12 protein-coding genes are annotated in these 16,472 nt (G+C 52.5%); 3 read left to right on the top strand and 9 right to left on the bottom strand.

All coding sequences use genetic code 11. The features are described 5' to 3' along the window. The coding region (locus ACO2Q8_RS07385; protein WP_423344139.1) for a PadR family transcriptional regulator at window positions 1-280 on the bottom strand (280 nt) is incomplete at its 3' end. 265 nt (window positions 281-545) lie between these two features. On the opposite strand from ACO2Q8_RS07385, the gene ACO2Q8_RS07380 reads away from it, so the two are divergent. After that, window positions 546-1,976: a glycoside hydrolase family 125 protein gene (locus ACO2Q8_RS07380; RefSeq protein ID WP_423344138.1), complete on the top strand. Its 1,431-nt coding sequence runs from the start codon at window positions 546-548 to the stop codon at window positions 1,974-1,976. Between the two features lie 122 nt (window positions 1,977-2,098). Then, the gene (locus ACO2Q8_RS07375; RefSeq protein WP_423344137.1) at window positions 2,099-2,674 is read left to right on the top strand and encodes a Crp/Fnr family transcriptional regulator; all 576 of its coding nucleotides are present in this window, start codon (window positions 2,099-2,101) and stop codon (window positions 2,672-2,674) included. A gap of 115 nt (window positions 2,675-2,789) precedes the next feature. Here the strand turns inward: ACO2Q8_RS07375 and ACO2Q8_RS07370 are convergent, their stop codons facing one another. Beyond that, entirely contained in the window at window positions 2,790-5,810 is a 3,021-nt protein-coding gene (locus ACO2Q8_RS07370; RefSeq protein WP_423344136.1) for a putative Ig domain-containing protein, read from the bottom strand. Between the two features lie 399 nt (window positions 5,811-6,209). Here ACO2Q8_RS07370 and ACO2Q8_RS07365 point away from each other — a divergent pair, with 399 nt between their 5' ends. Further along, window positions 6,210-6,650, top strand: coding sequence for a carboxymuconolactone decarboxylase family protein (locus ACO2Q8_RS07365; RefSeq protein ID WP_423344135.1), 441 nt, complete (start codon window positions 6,210-6,212; stop codon window positions 6,648-6,650). A 49-nt stretch (window positions 6,651-6,699) separates the two neighbouring features. Here the strand turns inward: ACO2Q8_RS07365 and ACO2Q8_RS07360 are convergent, their stop codons facing one another. The 7 genes from ACO2Q8_RS07360 to ACO2Q8_RS07330 all read right to left on the bottom strand — a co-directional run bounded on the left by ACO2Q8_RS07360 (window position 6,700) and on the right by ACO2Q8_RS07330 (window position 16,461). Continuing rightward, window positions 6,700-9,120 carry a TonB-dependent receptor domain-containing protein gene (locus tag ACO2Q8_RS07360; protein ID WP_423344134.1) on the bottom strand — a complete coding sequence of 807 codons (2,421 nt, stop codon included), beginning with the start codon at window positions 9,118-9,120 and terminating at the stop codon, window positions 6,700-6,702. Window positions 9,121-9,205: 85 nt separating this feature from the next. After that, window positions 9,206-10,555, bottom strand: coding sequence for an HTTM domain-containing protein (locus tag ACO2Q8_RS07355; protein WP_423344133.1), 1,350 nt, complete (start codon window positions 10,553-10,555; stop codon window positions 9,206-9,208). Further along, the gene (locus tag ACO2Q8_RS07350; RefSeq protein WP_423344132.1) at window positions 10,555-11,721 is read right to left on the bottom strand and encodes an imelysin family protein; all 1,167 of its coding nucleotides are present in this window, start codon (window positions 11,719-11,721) and stop codon (window positions 10,555-10,557) included. Before ACO2Q8_RS07350 ends, ACO2Q8_RS07355 begins: the two co-directional genes overlap by 1 nt. A 127-nt stretch (window positions 11,722-11,848) precedes the next feature. After that, entirely contained in the window at window positions 11,849-13,018 is a 1,170-nt protein-coding gene (locus ACO2Q8_RS07345; RefSeq protein WP_423344131.1) for a DUF4856 domain-containing protein, read from the bottom strand. 190 nt (window positions 13,019-13,208) lie between these two features. Continuing rightward, window positions 13,209-14,423: an FG-GAP repeat domain-containing protein gene (locus ACO2Q8_RS07340; protein WP_423344130.1), complete on the bottom strand. Its 1,215-nt coding sequence runs from the start codon at window positions 14,421-14,423 to the stop codon at window positions 13,209-13,211. Between the two features lie 108 nt (window positions 14,424-14,531). Beyond that, window positions 14,532-15,905, bottom strand: a complete 1,374-nt coding sequence (locus ACO2Q8_RS07335) for a porin family protein (RefSeq protein ID WP_423344129.1) — start codon at window positions 15,903-15,905, stop codon at window positions 14,532-14,534. Beyond that, window positions 15,886-16,461 carry an RNA polymerase sigma factor gene (locus tag ACO2Q8_RS07330; protein ID WP_423344128.1) on the bottom strand — a complete coding sequence of 192 codons (576 nt, stop codon included), beginning with the start codon at window positions 16,459-16,461 and terminating at the stop codon, window positions 15,886-15,888. The genes ACO2Q8_RS07335 and ACO2Q8_RS07330 overlap by 20 nt, the downstream gene beginning before the upstream one ends. Window positions 16,462-16,472: the final 11 nt, after the last annotated feature.

Here is a 16,472-nt window from a genome sequence, read left to right as displayed (position 1 = left end):
CCGAACGAACTTCCTGCAACACCCGTCCGCCCAGGGCCGTGACGGTAACCAGCCGCTTCCGGCGACCACCGCGCTCGGCCGTGGCGTCGCCCAGCACCGAACTGACGTAGCCTTTCTGCTCCAGCCGCTGCAAAGCCGCATGAACCGCCCCGGTGCTGACGGGTTGCCCGGTTTCGCGCTCCAGTTCCTCGGCAATGACTACCGAGTAGGCTTTTGGTACCAGCACGGCCACCGTCAGTAGCACAACTTCTTCAAATTCACCCAGATCGCTCCGTCGCATGTGTTGCGTAGTTCGTAAGGTTAAGTACCCGGTTTATTTCTTCTATTTCCGTATATCAAATCTGTTGCCAATTCGGCAGACAGGCGGTTTTTGCGAGTATGAGGGCGTTTTTGAAAACTGTCGAACGCGAATTTGTCCGTTTCTGGACAATTCCTGTACGCATCTGGACAGTGCGGAGAGCCTGATGATCGCCAGTGATTAATTTGCTACTTTTAGGTCGATTTGAAAGATAGGAACCAATCCGTGTTCCCATCAAAACCCGCTTATGAACCGTCGTCATTTCATTCAACAAGCAGCCGCTACCAGCGCCGGGCTGAGCCTGGGCGTATCCCCGGTTTTTGCCACCCGCGATGCCGGCTTCCCGACCGTCCGCGTCGCGCCCGAGAAGCGCAACTTTGCCAGTGTCGCCGTCGAACGGGCCATCGAGAAGGTCCGGAAAACCGTCAAAGATCCTGAGCTTGTCTGGCTGTTCGAAAACTGCTTTCCAAACACGCTCGATACCACCGTTCAATTTCGGGAAGCAGCAGGCCAACCCGACACCTTTGTCATCACGGGCGACATCGACGCCATGTGGCTCCGCGACAGCACCGCCCAGGTTTGGCCCTATTTACCACTCACAAAGGAAGATGAGCCGCTCCGGAAGTTGATTGCGGGCGTGATTCGGCGCCAGACGCAATGCATCCGGCTCGATCCGTACGCCAACGCGTTTTATTCTGACCCGACCAAGGAAGGCGAATGGAAGAAAGACATCACCGCCATGAAACCGGGTCTGCACGAACGAAAATGGGAGCTGGATTCGCTGTGCTACCCGATCCGGTTGGCCTATCACTACTGGCAAACCACCGGCGATACCAGTCCGTTCGATGCCGACTGGGCCGACGCGATGCGGCACGTTCTGAAAACGTGCCGCGAACAGCAACGCAAAACCGGGCCGGGACCGTACAAGTTTGGCCGCGAAACCGCCTGGTCGACGGACACGGTTCCGGGCAACGGCTACGGCAATCCGACCCGACCGATCGGGCTCATTCACAGCATTTTCCGACCCTCCGACGACGCGACGGTTTTTCCGTTTCTGGTCCCTTCCAACTGGTTTGCCGTGGTGTCGCTCCGCCAGGTGGCGACGATGACCGATAAAATCCGGCCCGACGCGGCTTTTGCCGCCGAATGCCGGGCGCTGGCCGATGAGGTGGAAAAAGCCCTGAAACAATACGCCGTCTATACCCATCCGAAATACGGGAAAATCTACGCGCTGGAAGTAGACGGTTTTGGCAATCACCTGTTGCAGGACGACGCCAACGTGCCCAACCTGATTTCGTTGCCATACCTGGGCGCGGTTTCGGCCAGCGATCCGATTTACCGCAATACCCGCCGGTTTTCACTCAGCGCCGACAATCCGTATTATTTCCGGGGAAAAGCCGCCGAAGGCATCGGCAGTCCGCACACGTTGGTCAACAACATCTGGCCGATGAGCCTGACGATGCGGGCGCTGACCTCCACCGATGACCAGGAAATTCTGACGCAACTCCGGCAGTTGAAAAAAAACCACGCCAACACCGGTTTCATGCACGAATCGTTCGACAAAGACGACCCGGCGAAGTTCACACGCAAATGGTTTGCCTGGGCCAATACGCTGTTCGGGGAGCTGGTGCTGAAAATGGTCGACGAAAAACCGCAGTTGCTGAGCAAACCGCTGTAGTGGGATCATGGATTGTTATACAGAGTTAATCAGGGGTTATCAGAGGTTATCAGGGAATTTCGCTGATAAACCCTGATCATCTCTGATCAACCCTGTGTAATCACTATTTTTCAATTAGTCATATGGCTGAACAACTCATCCAGCACCTCCAAAAATTCGTCTCGCTCAAGGACGAAGATGGTCCGGCGATTCTGCGTTTTTTTCAGGCAAAATCGTTCAAAAAGAAAGAAAATCTGGTTGAAGAAGGCGACATGGCTAAATTCCATTATTTCGTGGTGAAAGGTTGTTTGCGGTTATTCTTTGTCAATGACAAAGGTGTAGAGCAAACCCTGCAGTTTGCGATCGAAAACTGGTGGTTGTCGGATTATATGGCTTTTCAGAGTCAAAAAACGACCGATTTTTATATTCAGGCCGTTGAAAACACCGAAGTGCGGGCGATTGATTATCCGACACAGGAACGGCTTTTTGAAGAATTTCCTCAACTGGAACGGTATTTCCGGCTGATTTACCAGCGCGCGTACGCAGCCACACAATTGCGGGTCAAATACCTGTTTGACTTGTCGCGGGAAGAATTATATTACCACTTTAGTGATCATTATCCCGACTTTATTCAGCGCATTCCGCAGTATCTGCTGGCTTCGTTTCTGGGATTTACGCCCGAATATTTGAGCGAAATCCGGAAGAAAAAGCGTCCTTAAACTGGTTAAAACCGGCCTATAGACTACCGGGAAGATTGAAGCCATTTAATTTAAACAGCTAGCCCCTAACTATCCGGGGCTAGTTGTTTCGATTTATCGAAAGTTTTCCAGGAACCTAATTTTCATGAATCAATTTCAATGTTTTTGAAAAGCTTTTGGTGCTCGCCCGAAGCAACAGGAACCCTGATAGCTTTTGATTCAGAGACAATCGGTGCCGTTCTTCATGTTGGGTCATCTTTACCTGAGTTTGATTGACAATTCGCCCCTCGGTATCCACAAGAGTCAGTGTAATCACCTGATCTTTAGCACCTTTAATTTCAACCAAAACTTCTCCATTCGTAACCGGATTACCTAGTACTACGACGCTTAAGTCGGAATTTGACTCCCGGCTATTAAAAGGCAAACGGACTGATGACGGACAATGCAAAGGCTTTCCCGACCACTTTAGCTCATAGCTTGACCCCTGAACCCGGGCGTAGATGATTCGCGGTGTGCCGTCTTTCAACGTATTGGGCACCTCAAAGCTGTATGCGTGAGCCCCGTTGCCTTTTCCCGCATTCTTCAGGTCATCCCGGTAGATAGTGGCTTCTGCACTCCCCCAGACTGTATTTCCTGTATAGAACTCGATAGTAACCGGTGTATTGGGCTTGTTGCGATCCCAGGCCCAACCACGGATGGTTCCGCATTCAACTTTATCCAGATAACCATCGAAGTTGCCCGTTACGGGAGTCGGGGATGCGGAGTTGACCGTGAGGATGAAATCGATGCTGTTGGAAGCTCCCTGTGCATCAGTGGCCCGGTAGGTAATCACAAATGAACCAGCCTGCGTTGGCTTACCACTAATAACCCGCCCTGTTTGATTAAAACTTAGGCCACCGGGCAACCCGCGCAGCGTATAGGTTAATGAGGACGGTGTTTCTTTATCAGTGAAGGTTACCAACGTTCCTGAGAACGGTATATCCACCTGGGCCACCTGCGCAGAAATTAGGAGTGGTGGAGCGGGTGGTTGGGGCGGTGTATTGGTGGGAGAGGATGGCGAACAGGCTGCGGGCAGGTCAAAGTTATAGCTAACCAGTACCCCACTCTGTCGGGCCTGAAGCAAAAGCACTTTGGGATCCTGTCGAAGACCGGCCTCTACGGTATGGTTTCGGCTGGAACTCCAGCGGGTAATCCCAGCGGCCATGTATTCAATCAGCGATCCATTCCCACCCTGGGTGTTGAAAGTAATGGCACCGGTCTGGCAATTATAAGTGGGAGCCACAAGCTTTAGGGGGCTGACTGCAGGCTGAATCCTGACCGTTAAAGATGCAGAAGGACTTGTACAGCTATTCAGTGTACAGGTAGCGGCTACCGTGTACTGCCCGGGTGCAGAAAGGGTGTAGATAGGACCATTGGCGACCCCGGTTCCGCCTTTCACGGTCCAGTTGAGTTGGCCTGAGCATCCGGCAGCCGTTACAGAAATTGGCTGGTTCGTAGTCAAAAGTGAACTGGCAGATAACTGGGGCACGGAAGGGGCGGTAGTGCTGCCGCCAATCGTCTTTGTCGCCTGAGTCATGCAGCCATTAGACGCCGTTCCCTGAACCCAGTAGCTTCCCGCTGTCGAAACGAGGATCGTTGCCGTGGTCGCACCGGTGCTCCAGCGATAAGACTGCGCCGGGCCAGCGTTTTTGGCGGTCAGTGTCACGGATTGATTCGTACAGCTCAACCCATCCGAAGTAGTTTGTATACTGACGGGAAAAGCGCAATCATTTGATTTAGCTTTTAGAATCCAGTAATCGTGGTCTATTCCTCTGTTATCTTCTGTTTTATCACCACTCAATACTGAACTCGAATATCCTCCCAGTAAATAATTTCCATCCTGCGTTGGCACAATGTTGGTCAACGCATCGTTGTACACCCCGCCAAACCTTTTGTCCCACTGCCTGGCTCCCTTCTCATCAATCTTAACGATCCAGTAGTCGAAGCTATTCCGGTAGGAATCCTCCGTCTTGTCATGGCTTATCCCTGAAACGGATACCCCTCCGAGCAGATACCCTTTGTCAGCGGTAGTCGTCAGGATGTATAAATTATCATTTTTACTTCCCCCATATATTTTATCCCATTGTTTGGTGCCATCACTACCGAATTTGAAAAGCCAGAAATCATAGCCCCCCTTTGAAGGTTCCGTTTGCCCCCCGTCAGGATTAAGGCCTGACGTCCACCCTAATAAATAACCGCCGTCATTGGCTACCAATAGTTTCGTCGCCATCGAATTCGGGTTTTCGCCAACTTTTTTATCCCACTGTTTTGCGCCATTGGCATCCAGTTTGGTGAGCCAATACTCACTCAGACCTGAGATTGGCGTCTGCTCGGTAGAAAAGTAGCCGCCGAGTAAATACCCACCATCGGTCGTCGCAACGATGGCCGAAAGTCGATCACTGTAAAGCCCTCCATACGTTTTATCCCATTGCCTGGTCCCATCGGCCTTTAATTTAACCAGCCAGTAATCTGTCCCTCCTTTTGAAGCTTCGGTTTTATCGTCACCCGTGGAAGAAGCTGAATACCCCGCCAACAAGTAGCCCCCATCAGCTGTCTTCAACAGCGACACGAGGACGTCATTCGATCCACCCCCGAATGTTTTATCCCATTGAATCGCGCCATTTGCGTTAATCTTGACCAGCCAGTAATCACTCCCGCCTTTTCCAGTCGCAGTTTTGTCGCCTACATGTTCGTAAATAGAGGTATTGGCCGATCCACCCAGTAAGTAACCGCCATCCGCCGTCGCCACCAGGGAAGTAAGTGATTCACTCGGGTTGCTACCAATCGTTTTATCCCACTGTTTGGTGCCATCGGCCTTTACTTTGACTAGCCAAATGTCGGTTTCTCCCCTGAAACCAGCAGGGCCTCTTGAATTCTCCGTTTTATCAGCACCTTTGTCCGACCACGAAGTTCCACCGAGTAAATACCCACCATCTGAAGTAGCCAGGACATCGTTTAAGTATTCATTATCCTCTCCCCCAAAGGTTTTATCCCATAGCTTACCAGGCTGCGATTGGGCTTTTGCAAAATGAGTAAATACCTGAATGAATAGAAAAATCCATAAACCTTTCCAAAGCCTGCCCGGTAGTAGGCTTCTTACTCGTAAACATTTCGACATCGGATCGTTGATTATAAGGTGAAAAGAAAAGTGAGCAAAAGATATTAAACCGCTAATAGCACTAGAATTGCAGTGGAATCCCTATCCGTAAACGGTTTTAAAGTGAGCCAATAAGCAGACATTAACCCAACCGGAGGGTTATGTAAATAATCGCAATGTTTAAATGAGATATTTTACGGAAACCGGATTTTTTCACGAAATCATTGTCCTAATTTAAAGTTATTTGACAAATAATCTGCTATTTATCAGGCAAAAATATAGGTTGTATTTGTGAGTTTTTACGACTCGTTGCATCTGTCTGCTCTATTTTCGCAAAACAGTTCTTCTCTTCTTAAACCCGTTTAAGTTTTTCCCGAAAACCGGTACCTAGCTTTGTCTCGACAAATAAACCACGAGACAATGGAAAAGCGAATCAACATCCAAATAACTGAACCACAGGCCTATAAAGCCATGTTCGGATTAGAGGGTTATCTGCAAACCGCCCAGATTACGAAAGCTCATAAAAACCTGATTAAAATTCGGGCCTCGCAAATCAACGGTTGTGCGTATTGCATTGATATGCATACTCAGGAAGCCCGAAAAGCGGGCGAAACCGAACAGCGGATTTACCTGCTCAACGCCTGGAAAGAAACCGATTTATTTACGGAAGAAGAGAAAATCATTCTGGCGCTGACCGAGCAAATCACGCTGATTCACGCCCAGGGGGTGACGGATGCGGTTTATCAACAGGCCGAAAAAGCGTTTGGCAAAAACTACCTGGCGCAATTGATTATGGCCATCGTCACCATCAACGCCTGGAACCGGATTGCCATTTCCACGCAGTTGGAACCGGGGAAATAATGGAGGATTGATAGGAACACGGATTCTTGATCCGTGTTCCATCCACAATTCACCACTTCACCCCCACCGTCAAAAAGAAAGCCCGGCCGTCGGAGGGCAAGATACCGGGACCAGGGTAGCCCGTGGCCCGGCGCGTGTAGTAAAATTCGTTCGCCAGGTTGTTGACGCTGCCTTCCAGTTTCAGCCAGCGGTAATTCCACGACAGCGAAAAATCCAGGATGTGGTACGCCGGAATCCGGCCAACGACCGCCGAAAAACCGCCATCAATGGCATTGGTAGCGTCGGAAAACTGATCCGTCAGGTACGTAAACTGGAACGATGCCTTCAGGTTGCGGTAGCCCCCGCGCATCCCCGACTTCAGGTTAACCGCCGGAGCAAACTCGACTTCGTTGCCCTGCACACCCGGAATCTGGCTCTTCACGTATTCCGAGCGAATCAGCGCCATATTGCCAAAAATCGACCACGACCAGCGATCGGAAGACGGTTGCCACAAGCGCAGCAGTTCCGCTTCGCCGTACGACTCCAGCCCGAGGATCAACGCCCGGCCCACGTTCGCTCGCTTGCGCAAAACGCGGTCGTTTTCGTCGTAAAACTGTACTTCGCCGATGCGGTTTCCGTAGTTGAGCGCAAACAGGCTCAGGTCGTAATTCAGCACCTGGTTTTTCTCGCCCCGCACACCCAGATCGGCGGAAAAACCGCGTTCGTCCTGCAAATTGGGGTCGATCACCGCCGAGGGGTTCGCAATCCGCATGTCACTGAACGTGATCGACCGGTAGTTCTGCGAAATATTGCCGTAAAATTCCACGGACGCCGACGGTTTGTAACTCAGGCCTAAACCGGCAATCACAAAACCGCGCGGATTGACGCGTTTCTCGTTGGTTTTGGTGATTGTGATGATGTTACCGGCCAGGTCGCGGACGATGTTACCGTAAAAACCGTCGGCAGTCGTGCGGATGTATTCGTACCGCAAACCGGGCGTTACGGAAAACTTGGAACTGAGAAACAGTACATTCTCGGCAAACAGCGACACGTTCCGGTTCGGAAACCGGTAGTCGGACGACATCAGTTGATCGGGTTCGACAAACGTAAAATCCGCTCCTTTGCCCGTTGGTCCGATACCCTGCTGGCTGTGGTTGAAGCCGTGGTAAAACCGGGTGCCAACCAGGAAAACGCCGTCTTTCCGGCCCAGTTTGTAGCGATTCAGAAACCGTCCTTCAAACCCCCAGTTCCGGAAATTCCCGGCAATCAGGTCGCGCTCGATGGCTTCATTGTCGACCGTCGCCACGCGGTTGGGCCGAAAACCGAGCGAATAGCGTGATGCAATAACGCCAAAACTAATCAGATTAATCTCCGAGCGGGCGTTCAGTTTCCAGTCGTAATGCACATTGAACAGGTTCCAATCCACCTTAAACCAGTTGCGTTCGCGGTTCGACTGACGCGGATTGGCCCGGAACATCTCGTCGCTCAAACCGCCCGGTTGCTGCGCCAGGTAATCCATGTGCGTCACTTCCAGCCCGATTTTGGCCTCATCGGTCAGTTGATAATGAATGTCGGCATAGGCGGTTTTGCTGTCAAAATGCGAATTGGGCCGCCAGCCGTCCGCTTTTTTGTACTGGAAAAAGGCGTAATAACTCAGCTTTTTGGCCGTGCCGCTCACGCTGTTGAACGAATTGAAAAAGCCGAACGAACCCACGGTTTGCCTTGAAGTTACTTCAAACGTCCGATCGGTGACGGGCTGACGCATTTCGAAATTCAACAAACCACCAAACTGCGTTCCGTATTGCAGCGAGGCCGCCCCGCGCACAATCTTGATGCGTTTCAGGGCCTCCGTCGGCGGGGTGTAATAACTTTCGGGATAGCCCAGCGCATCGGCGCTGATGTCGTAGCCGTTTTGTCGAACATTAAAATTGGAAGTCCGGTTGGGGTCGAGGCCCCGCCCGCCGATGCTCAATTGCAAACCGCCCCCGTCGTTCTCCCAGATGTTCAGCCCGGCGACGCGCGCGTAGACCTGCCGGGCGTTGTTGGTGGCCAAATTAGCGACCAGGTTTTCGGGTAAAATCACCTCCGATTTTTTAGCCGCAAAAATGGCCGTGCCTTCCACTTCGCGCAGCCGCGTCTGGCCGAAACTGCCCTGCGGGGCCGTCACGGTGACTTCGCTGAGCGTCTTTTCGGTATTTTCGAGCGTAAATTCCAGCAATGCGGTTCCTGAATCTACGGTAACTTCCGTCTTCAGCGGTTTGTGGTTCAGCGAGAAAAACTGGAGCTGATATGTCCCGGTTTTCAGGTTTGGGATCATAAACCGCCCCAGGCTGTCGGTGGTGAAAATGGTCCGGGAGCCTTTCAGGTACACGCTGCACCCATCGATGGGTGCGCTGCTTTCTTTTTCCCGAACAATGCCTTGCAAGGTGTGCTGGGCAAAGCCGGAATAGGAAAAAAGACAAAGCAGGATACAAGAAACTAGATACTTCACCGCCCCTAAATCCCCTAAAGGGGACTTGGACACAGAAGAGTCCGGATGCAAAAAGTCCCCTTTAGGGGATTTAGGGGCGGTGAATCTATAACCCTTTAATGTCATCGTCAAACGGTAAAATCCACTGTTTAGGCCGGAACGAGTCGGTTTCCTGCGCCAGATTGATCGTCGGATCGATGTACGGTTTTCCCAGCCGCCCGTTCAGGCTGACGTAGGTATCGGCGTACACTTTCGGGTTTTGGAAACCCTGCCGGACGTAATAATCCCGGAGGTAATTCGCGAACTGAACCAGCATATCCGGTTGCGTTGCCATCATTTTTTCCTGCAAGCGCGTCAGGTGTTTTTCGTTGTTGACGATCACCTGCCGACCCGCGTCGTCCGTCACTTTAAATTGCACATAGCCCATTTTTTCCATCAGCATCACGCGCCACGAAAACCGGTAGCCCTCTTCCGACCAGAATAACTCGTTGGGATAGAGCAGGTAACGAAACGGGACCAGGATTTGCAGGATGAAAAAAATGATGAAAATTGATACCAGAAACCGGTGCTGCGATCTCCTGTAAAGTAATATCTTGCTACCTTCTAATAGGTTATCCGGAAGGCGCAGCAAGCGGCTGAGACCCGCCAGCAGTCGCTGGTGAAAACCGGCCGGGAAAAAGACGAGAGCCGCCACGATCATGATGTACGGAAACATCCCGATCGGAAACAAGACCGCCGTCAGGACGTGGAAAATCACCACGGCGACGTACGCGTACGGCCGCGTGAAGCGATTGAGTAACAAAAACGGAATGCTCAGGTCATACAACAGACCCAGCCAACTGAACGCAAACGCCGTTTCGCGGTAGTTGAACAGAAAACCGATGATAGGCAGATCGTTGCGACCCGGCAGCCAGATCCGGAGCGGTTGCGCTTCGAGCAGCCAGTCGGAATTGATTTTAGCCAATCCGGCGTAGAAGTACACAATGGTCATCAGCAAGCGTAAACTATCGATCGTCCAGCGGGGCACCTGGTCGTGCAACATCCGACGGTTTTGGGCCGCGTCGACCGAAAAACAGGCGTTGGCGGGCAGGAAAATGAGCAGAAAAGCCACCAGACTCACAAAATAGTAGTGATTCAGGTAGGTACTTTTGTCCATCAGCTCGATGTACGTAAAGCTCAGAAACAAGCCCACCGACGCCAGCCGGTAGAACCAGCCGAGCGCCACCAGGAACGCACTCAAACCGCAGGTAACAAACAGCAGATAGGTGTAGTTGCCCAGCGGTTTGACGAATTCAAAACCGTAATACGAAAAGAAAAACGAGGGTTTGATGTAAAGCTCGTCAATCCAGCCTTTCGACCAGAACCGAACTACACTGCCGAAAAGCATCAGCCCAAACGCCAGCCGAAAAACCGCCAGGGGAGCCGCCGACGTGTATGTCCGAAAATACGTCCGCATCAATCGCCATCCGTGTCGACGTAGGAAATCGTAATGCTCATCGCCGAGGTCATGTCCACTTTCAGCATCCGCACGGCTTTCTGCATTTCGGTGTAGACTGCCAGCACGGCCGCGTTGTTTGTTTTGACCTCGTCGTACAGACTGGTTTTCAGCGCATTCAACTTTGCGTTGGTTGACTCAAACTGGGCGTTGATCACCTCCGTCAGTGACTTGCCGGTCTGGCTATCCTTCGCGCCGAGGGCGTTCAGGTAGCTTTTCAGGCCGGGTCCCTCTTGCCCGGTTTTTACGTCTTTGCCGTTGAAGAAATCGATAGCAGCCTGGTGGGCGGTTTTCGCCAGCGTCAGCGACAGGTCTTTTTTGTAAAAAGCCTCTACTTTGTCGGGGGCGGTGGTGCCGTTGGTCATCGCGCCCGACGGAATGCCGAACTTGCCCGAACGGATGTACCGCTCGTAGTGCAGCACGTAGCCGTTGACGAGTTTCGACAGCGAACTGCTGGCGTCGATGCCCGTACTGTTCACAAACCGGTCGCGGTAACCGCCCGTTGTCCATTCGGTCAGCACCGTCGTGAAAACCGTCTTCATCTGGTTCGTGATCAGCTTCAGGTACGCAATCCGCTTGGCCGCGTCGGCCGCCGTGGTGTAGCGTTGAATAATCGCATCGTCGGTCGCAGCCAGACCGTTGATCAGGTAGTCGATCGCCGGAAAACCCTGCCGGGGATAAGCCGAGGGTAAATCCAGCGTGACGGAGGTCGCTTTAATGTTGTCTTCAATCCCGGTGGTATTGGCCGGATAAATGTTGAAAAAATACCGCAGCGTGTGCGACTCGGCGGGGCCAACATCGAACAGCTCGACCTTCTGCCACTCGGTATAGGCATCGGCCCAAGCTTGCCGGAATTCGGTCAGCGTGGTTTGGTCGGGCTTGGCCACAAAGGCGTCCGATTTCGTCAGCATCAGGTCGAACTTCGTCTTGAAATTCGCGTAGCTGGGCAAAATGATGTTGTCAGCCAGGTGCGTTAGCATCGCCTTGCGATCGGTTCCGACCGGATTGGTGGGATTCGGATTGGTGCCGGGATCGGGGTCGGGCGAGTCCGAGCCGCTTGAACAGGCCCAGATCAGTCCGGCGGTGATGCCAATGAATACAGCGGTTTTCCAGTAAAATTGTGCCATAGTTACTACGTACCCACGGACTTTAGTCCGTGTAAGCCAGAATAACCTATAAGTTAATATTAACTACTGGGTCATAGAAGCTTACACGGACTAAAGCCTGCGCGGCCCGGTCCGTGGGTACTTACGGTTAATTCGTGATATTGAACTTCGTTCGGATGGCGGCTGCGGCTGCGTCGATTTTAGTATTGGTCAGGCCCCAGAAACCGTTTGGTGCGGAGGTCAGGCCCGCCAGAATGGTGTCGGAGAAAGCCGCATCGGCACCGGCCAGTTTGGCAAACCGCAGGGAGTAGATGAAACCGAGCCCTTCGCCGATGGCGTGCGCCCGGGCTGCGTCGTTCGTCGCATTCGTTTTCCATTTACCCAGATACCCGAGGGCCGCAGCGGCTACGGCTTTTTCCATCGCCGGGCGCAGAATGGCCACCTGTGCTTTCAGCGTCGTCGGGTCGTTGTTGACAATGGCCGCCCGGCCTTTCAACAGCGCCATGTGGATTTTGGGAAAATCCTCTTTATTGTACTCCCAGAGATACGACCCCATAAAGCTCTCGCCTGACGAAGTAGCGGTCGCTTTTCCGCCGTACACCGGGTTGGCCGTCAGCAGACCAAAAATCTGATCCCAGTTGTGTTCGAGTTCGGTATACGGTTTTCCGCTCACCACTTTCGAGTTGTCCAGCGCCAGGTTTTTATCGCTCAACAGGACGTTGCTGATATAGTCGAGTTGCAAACCGCCAATCATCGATTTCTGGATGACCTGCGCCCATTCAATGCCTTTCGCATCAACCAGGTAGTTGCCCAGCTTTCCGGCTTTTCCATCTGCCGCCGTGGCCGACACCGACAGGCTGGCCGTGGCAACAGCCCCAAAACCGGCTTCGAGCCTTTTACGCTCATTCTCGGCATCAGTTGCCGACAGCGATGAGGCATACACCGACCGCAGGTTAACACCGGACGTATTCAATGCGGCATCCGTGAAGGCGTTTCCGGTATTGGCAAACATGTTTTTCAGGACCGTCGAATCCAGCTTCGCGCCCGTTCCAACCGCCGTGCCGTTGTAGGTGTTGATGGCGCGGAACATCAGCAAGCGGGTGCTGCCGGGCGTCAAATCGACGGTTTTGGTGCCTTTGTTATCGGCGAAAAAGTTGGCATAGGCCGTGGTATCCGTCAACTTGGAATAATCAATTTTTGAACGCAGATTTTCCGGTGGCGTAATCTCAAAATCATCGTCGTCATCATTACAGGCCGTCAAGCTGGCTACCAGCGCTATAACGGGAAGGATTCGGACGAGTAAACGGGGTTTAAACATAGCGGCTAGATAAAAAAGTAAGATTCCGCTGTAAAGGTAAACACTATTTAGACTGATTATAAAAATTCTACTGAGAATGTTTTTAAATAAGGACACAAACCGCTAAAAAATAGCGATTTACACCTAAAAAGTCTTCTTCTACCAAGCCTAAGATAACTTTTTTCGAAGAAGACTTTGTGCAGTATCCCTGTTACCGGCGCTTTTGTTGTTCGAAAACGTGGACGCCTTTCTTGTTTCCAACGATAATATCCGGTCGTTTGTCGTTGTTGATGTCTTCTACCATTACGTGGAGACCAACGCCGGAATCGCTATCTACTTCGTGCGGAATCCAGGACGGATTTTTACCGGGCTGAAACTCGAACCAGTACAAAACCGCCGGTTCTTCGGCACCGGGATCGTGACCGTTGTGGGCATAATACCGCTTGCCCGTGACAAGATCCGGTTTTTTATCGCCGTTCATATCCACAAACGCCAGTCCGTGGCTTTGCGAAAAGCCTTTGTAAATTTCGTGGGTCTGCCAGCTTGGGTTACTCTGAGCATCTTTGCCCTGCTCGTGCCACCAGATGCCGTATTTGTGCGCCGACGACGAAATGACATCGTTCAATCCGTCGCCGTTTACATCGTAGACGTACATCTGGGCGCATTCTTCCCCGAGTTTAGCCGAATGGAAGGTCCAGTTGCTGCGTTTCGGGTCGGTTGGGCCTTCCCACCAACCGATGTGAATCAGCACATCCGGTTTTTTATCACCGTTGACATCACCAAAACCGAGCCCGTGCGTGTACATGTGCGTGCCGGGTGTGCTCTCGCCTTTGCTGATCACGGTTCGCTCCCACTCCTGATCAAAATCCTTGTCGGGTGACCGCAGCCAGATGATTTCCTTGGCGGTTGGGTCATTGCAGACTAAATCCTGTCGCCCGTCGCCGTCGACATCGACAAACAGGGGCGACTCGTTGCCCACCGATGGATGAATCGGGTGAATTTTCCAGTAGCCCGGCTGGTTTTTGGGATTTTCGTGCCAGACGGCAGCTTTTCCGGGGAAGTCGATGCGAATGATGTCGGGCCAGCCATCCTTGTTGACATCCAGGGTGAAGTTCAGGAAGGAATTGCTGTAACCCGTATTGTAGGTAAATTTCTGGGGTTTATCGAGTTCATGCCGGGTCCAGTTGGGCGCTTCGAACCAGTAAGCACCGGACACCACGTCTTTTTTACCATCTTTGTTGACATCGGCAACGGTAGCCCCTTCGGCAATGAACTCACGGGTTAATACGCTCTTTTTGAAAGGGATGTCATTGCCTTTTTTCGCGGTATTCTGAGCATTCCCGACCAGAACACCCATTGTCAGACAGCCGAAAAGGACCGTCCTGACAGTACGCCATTCTGTCGTTTTTTTCGCTATGCTTTTCATTGGTCTTGTGTTGGAATAGTACACAAAAGAAAGCGAAAAGCCGGTTCAAGCTACTTGGTACAGCTTTAGGAACTTGAAATCTGATTGATTGGCACCCGGTTGTACGAACTACCGGCCCGATTGAAAACCGAGCCGCAGAATCACCCCGCCCGACCCGAGTGACAGATTTTCCCGGGTAAGTGGCCCAATCGGGTATTTCAGGTAAGGCTCAGCCGAGAGCCGGAAGCGGTCGCCCAGTTGACGCTCGACGCCAACTGAGAGATTGATCAGCCGCCCCCAGTAAATCCGGCGGAAAGCCGGTTCCGAACGAATGGTAGTTTCCTGTGCTTCTGCAAAACTGGTTTGCGGTTTAGGCTGTCCGTCCGAACCCGTCACGTAAATGACGGTTTCTCGAATCAGTCGGTAGGTATACACATACCGCTCGTTCAAAAACGCGAGGGACGACACACCAGCTTCGGCATATATCCCGGTTTTTGACGATTTCAGCGGTCGAAAGCGCAGATTGAGCGGAAAGTCGACCGCCAGCAACCGGATATCGGTAGCTACCAGCGTGGGCGTTGTCGTCATCGGAACCAGATCCGACGTTTTACCGGCGTGTTGACCCGCCATCGACAAACCGGTCGAAAGGCTAAACCGGCGGCTGATGGGGATTTCGGAAAACACGCCCCCACTCAATCCGGTCGAGGGTTCGTACTCGCTCACGCGCACCGATTGTGGCCCCACGCTCAGCCCCCAAATGGGCCGGATGGCGGTTTTTTCGCGTTCCGTTTGTGCTAGGGCCGGTCCGTCGACCTGCGTTTTCAACGGCAAGCCCAGGGGCCGAAGCGACCAGCGGTAGAAGCTTTTGTGCCGGGGTTTGATGGTTTCGAACGACAGCAACGGCGTGCCAACTTCCGGAAAAGAGGGCCCGGATACCGAACCGGATTTGGGCAGTACCGTGGACGTTGCTAACCCCGAAGGCGAATTCAACGCATCCGGGAGCCGGTTTTCCGGTTTTGCAAAACGGCTTTTTGAAGGATTAGGCCGTCGGTTTTTTAGGGACGAAATACGCTCGTCCGGCAGGTTCGGTAGCGGTTTTTCCCATGCAGACGGGGTTTGGGGTGATTTAGTAATCAACTCCTGAACTGGTTTTTGTCTTGCCGACTGTTCGAAAGGCTGGACCGGTTTTGCGGTTTTGGAAGTTGAGCGGTTTTCGGCCATCGGTTGTTCAGACGGTTTTCCTGAACGATCGGTTGTTTTCGTATGGACAGCCTGTTCTGCTGCATCGAAAACCGGGGTATACAGCCATACGGGCACGCCCAGCACCCCAAGCAGCAGACAGGCCGCCATCGCATACCGGAACCAGACCACGGGCTGTCGTTGCCGCCGTCGGTGTCGGAGCCGCTGGAACTCTTCCCACGAGCCGGGTTCGTACGGCACTTCATGCCGTACGACGGTTTTCCGAATGTGGTCGGTGAGCCGTTTATGGAAAGAATCGTTCATTGTGCTTCGGAAAATAGAATTTCACCAACCGGGCCAGCTTTTCTTTCGCCCTCGTCAAATATACCCGCGACGAGCTGACCGAGAGGTTGAGTTGCCGGGCAATTTCTTCGTGCGAATAGCCCTCAATTTCGTAGAGATTAAAAACCATGCGGTAGTGGTCGGGCAGGTGTTGCAGCAGGCTCAGGATGTCCTCCGCCGTCAGTTGGCTCACTATAGAGTCTTCCACCTCAACGGTTTGGCTCTCCGGATGATCCAGGTCGAGCGGCTGGGTATGCCGAACCAGTCGGCGGTAGTGATCGAGGGCCGTGTTGATCACAATCCGGCGCAGCCAGCCCCGAAAGGTCTGCTCGAATGAATACCGCCCGATGTGGTCGAAAATCTTCAGAAAACTGTCGTTTACCACGCTGCCCGCTTCCTGCCGGGTGGGGTGATACCGCAACGCAATGGCCATTGCAAACCCGTAAAAATGCTTGTAAAACATTTCCTGGTGCTTCGGATTACCTTTTCGGCATCCTTCGATCAGTTGTCGCTCAAACGGGGTACAATCGAGTGCCATGCCACTGGCTA

Origin of the sequence: Larkinella sp. VNQ87, assembly GCF_049445795.1 — a bacterium.
GTDB lineage: Bacteria > Bacteroidota > Bacteroidia > Cytophagales > Spirosomataceae > Larkinella.
The sequence above is the reverse complement of the archived record's forward strand: the minus strand, read 5'-3'. Positions and strand labels throughout refer to the sequence as shown.

What these genes read in the sequence shown, in the direction of transcription:
- ACO2Q8_RS07345 (WP_423344131.1), bottom strand. Translation starts at nt 13,018, where the DNA reads ATGTTTAAACCCCGTTTACTCGTCCGAATCCTTCCCGTTATAGCGCTG.
- ACO2Q8_RS07380 (WP_423344138.1), top strand. Translation starts at nt 546, where the DNA reads ATGAACCGTCGTCATTTCATTCAACAAGCAGCCGCTACCAGCGCCGGG.
- ACO2Q8_RS07365 (WP_423344135.1), top strand. Translation starts at nt 6,210, where the DNA reads ATGGAAAAGCGAATCAACATCCAAATAACTGAACCACAGGCCTATAAA.
- ACO2Q8_RS07350 (WP_423344132.1), bottom strand. Translation starts at nt 11,721, where the DNA reads ATGGCACAATTTTACTGGAAAACCGCTGTATTCATTGGCATCACCGCC.
- ACO2Q8_RS07375 (WP_423344137.1), top strand. Translation starts at nt 2,099, where the DNA reads ATGGCTGAACAACTCATCCAGCACCTCCAAAAATTCGTCTCGCTCAAG.
- ACO2Q8_RS07355 (WP_423344133.1), bottom strand. Translation starts at nt 10,555, where the DNA reads ATGCGGACGTATTTTCGGACATACACGTCGGCGGCTCCCCTGGCGGTT.
- ACO2Q8_RS07370 (WP_423344136.1), bottom strand. Translation starts at nt 5,810, where the DNA reads ATGTCGAAATGTTTACGAGTAAGAAGCCTACTACCGGGCAGGCTTTGG.
- ACO2Q8_RS07335 (WP_423344129.1), bottom strand. Translation starts at nt 15,905, where the DNA reads ATGAACGATTCTTTCCATAAACGGCTCACCGACCACATTCGGAAAACC.
- ACO2Q8_RS07330 (WP_423344128.1), bottom strand. Translation starts at nt 16,461, where the DNA reads ATGGCACTCGATTGTACCCCGTTTGAGCGACAACTGATCGAAGGATGC.
- ACO2Q8_RS07340 (WP_423344130.1), bottom strand. Translation starts at nt 14,423, where the DNA reads ATGAAAAGCATAGCGAAAAAAACGACAGAATGGCGTACTGTCAGGACG.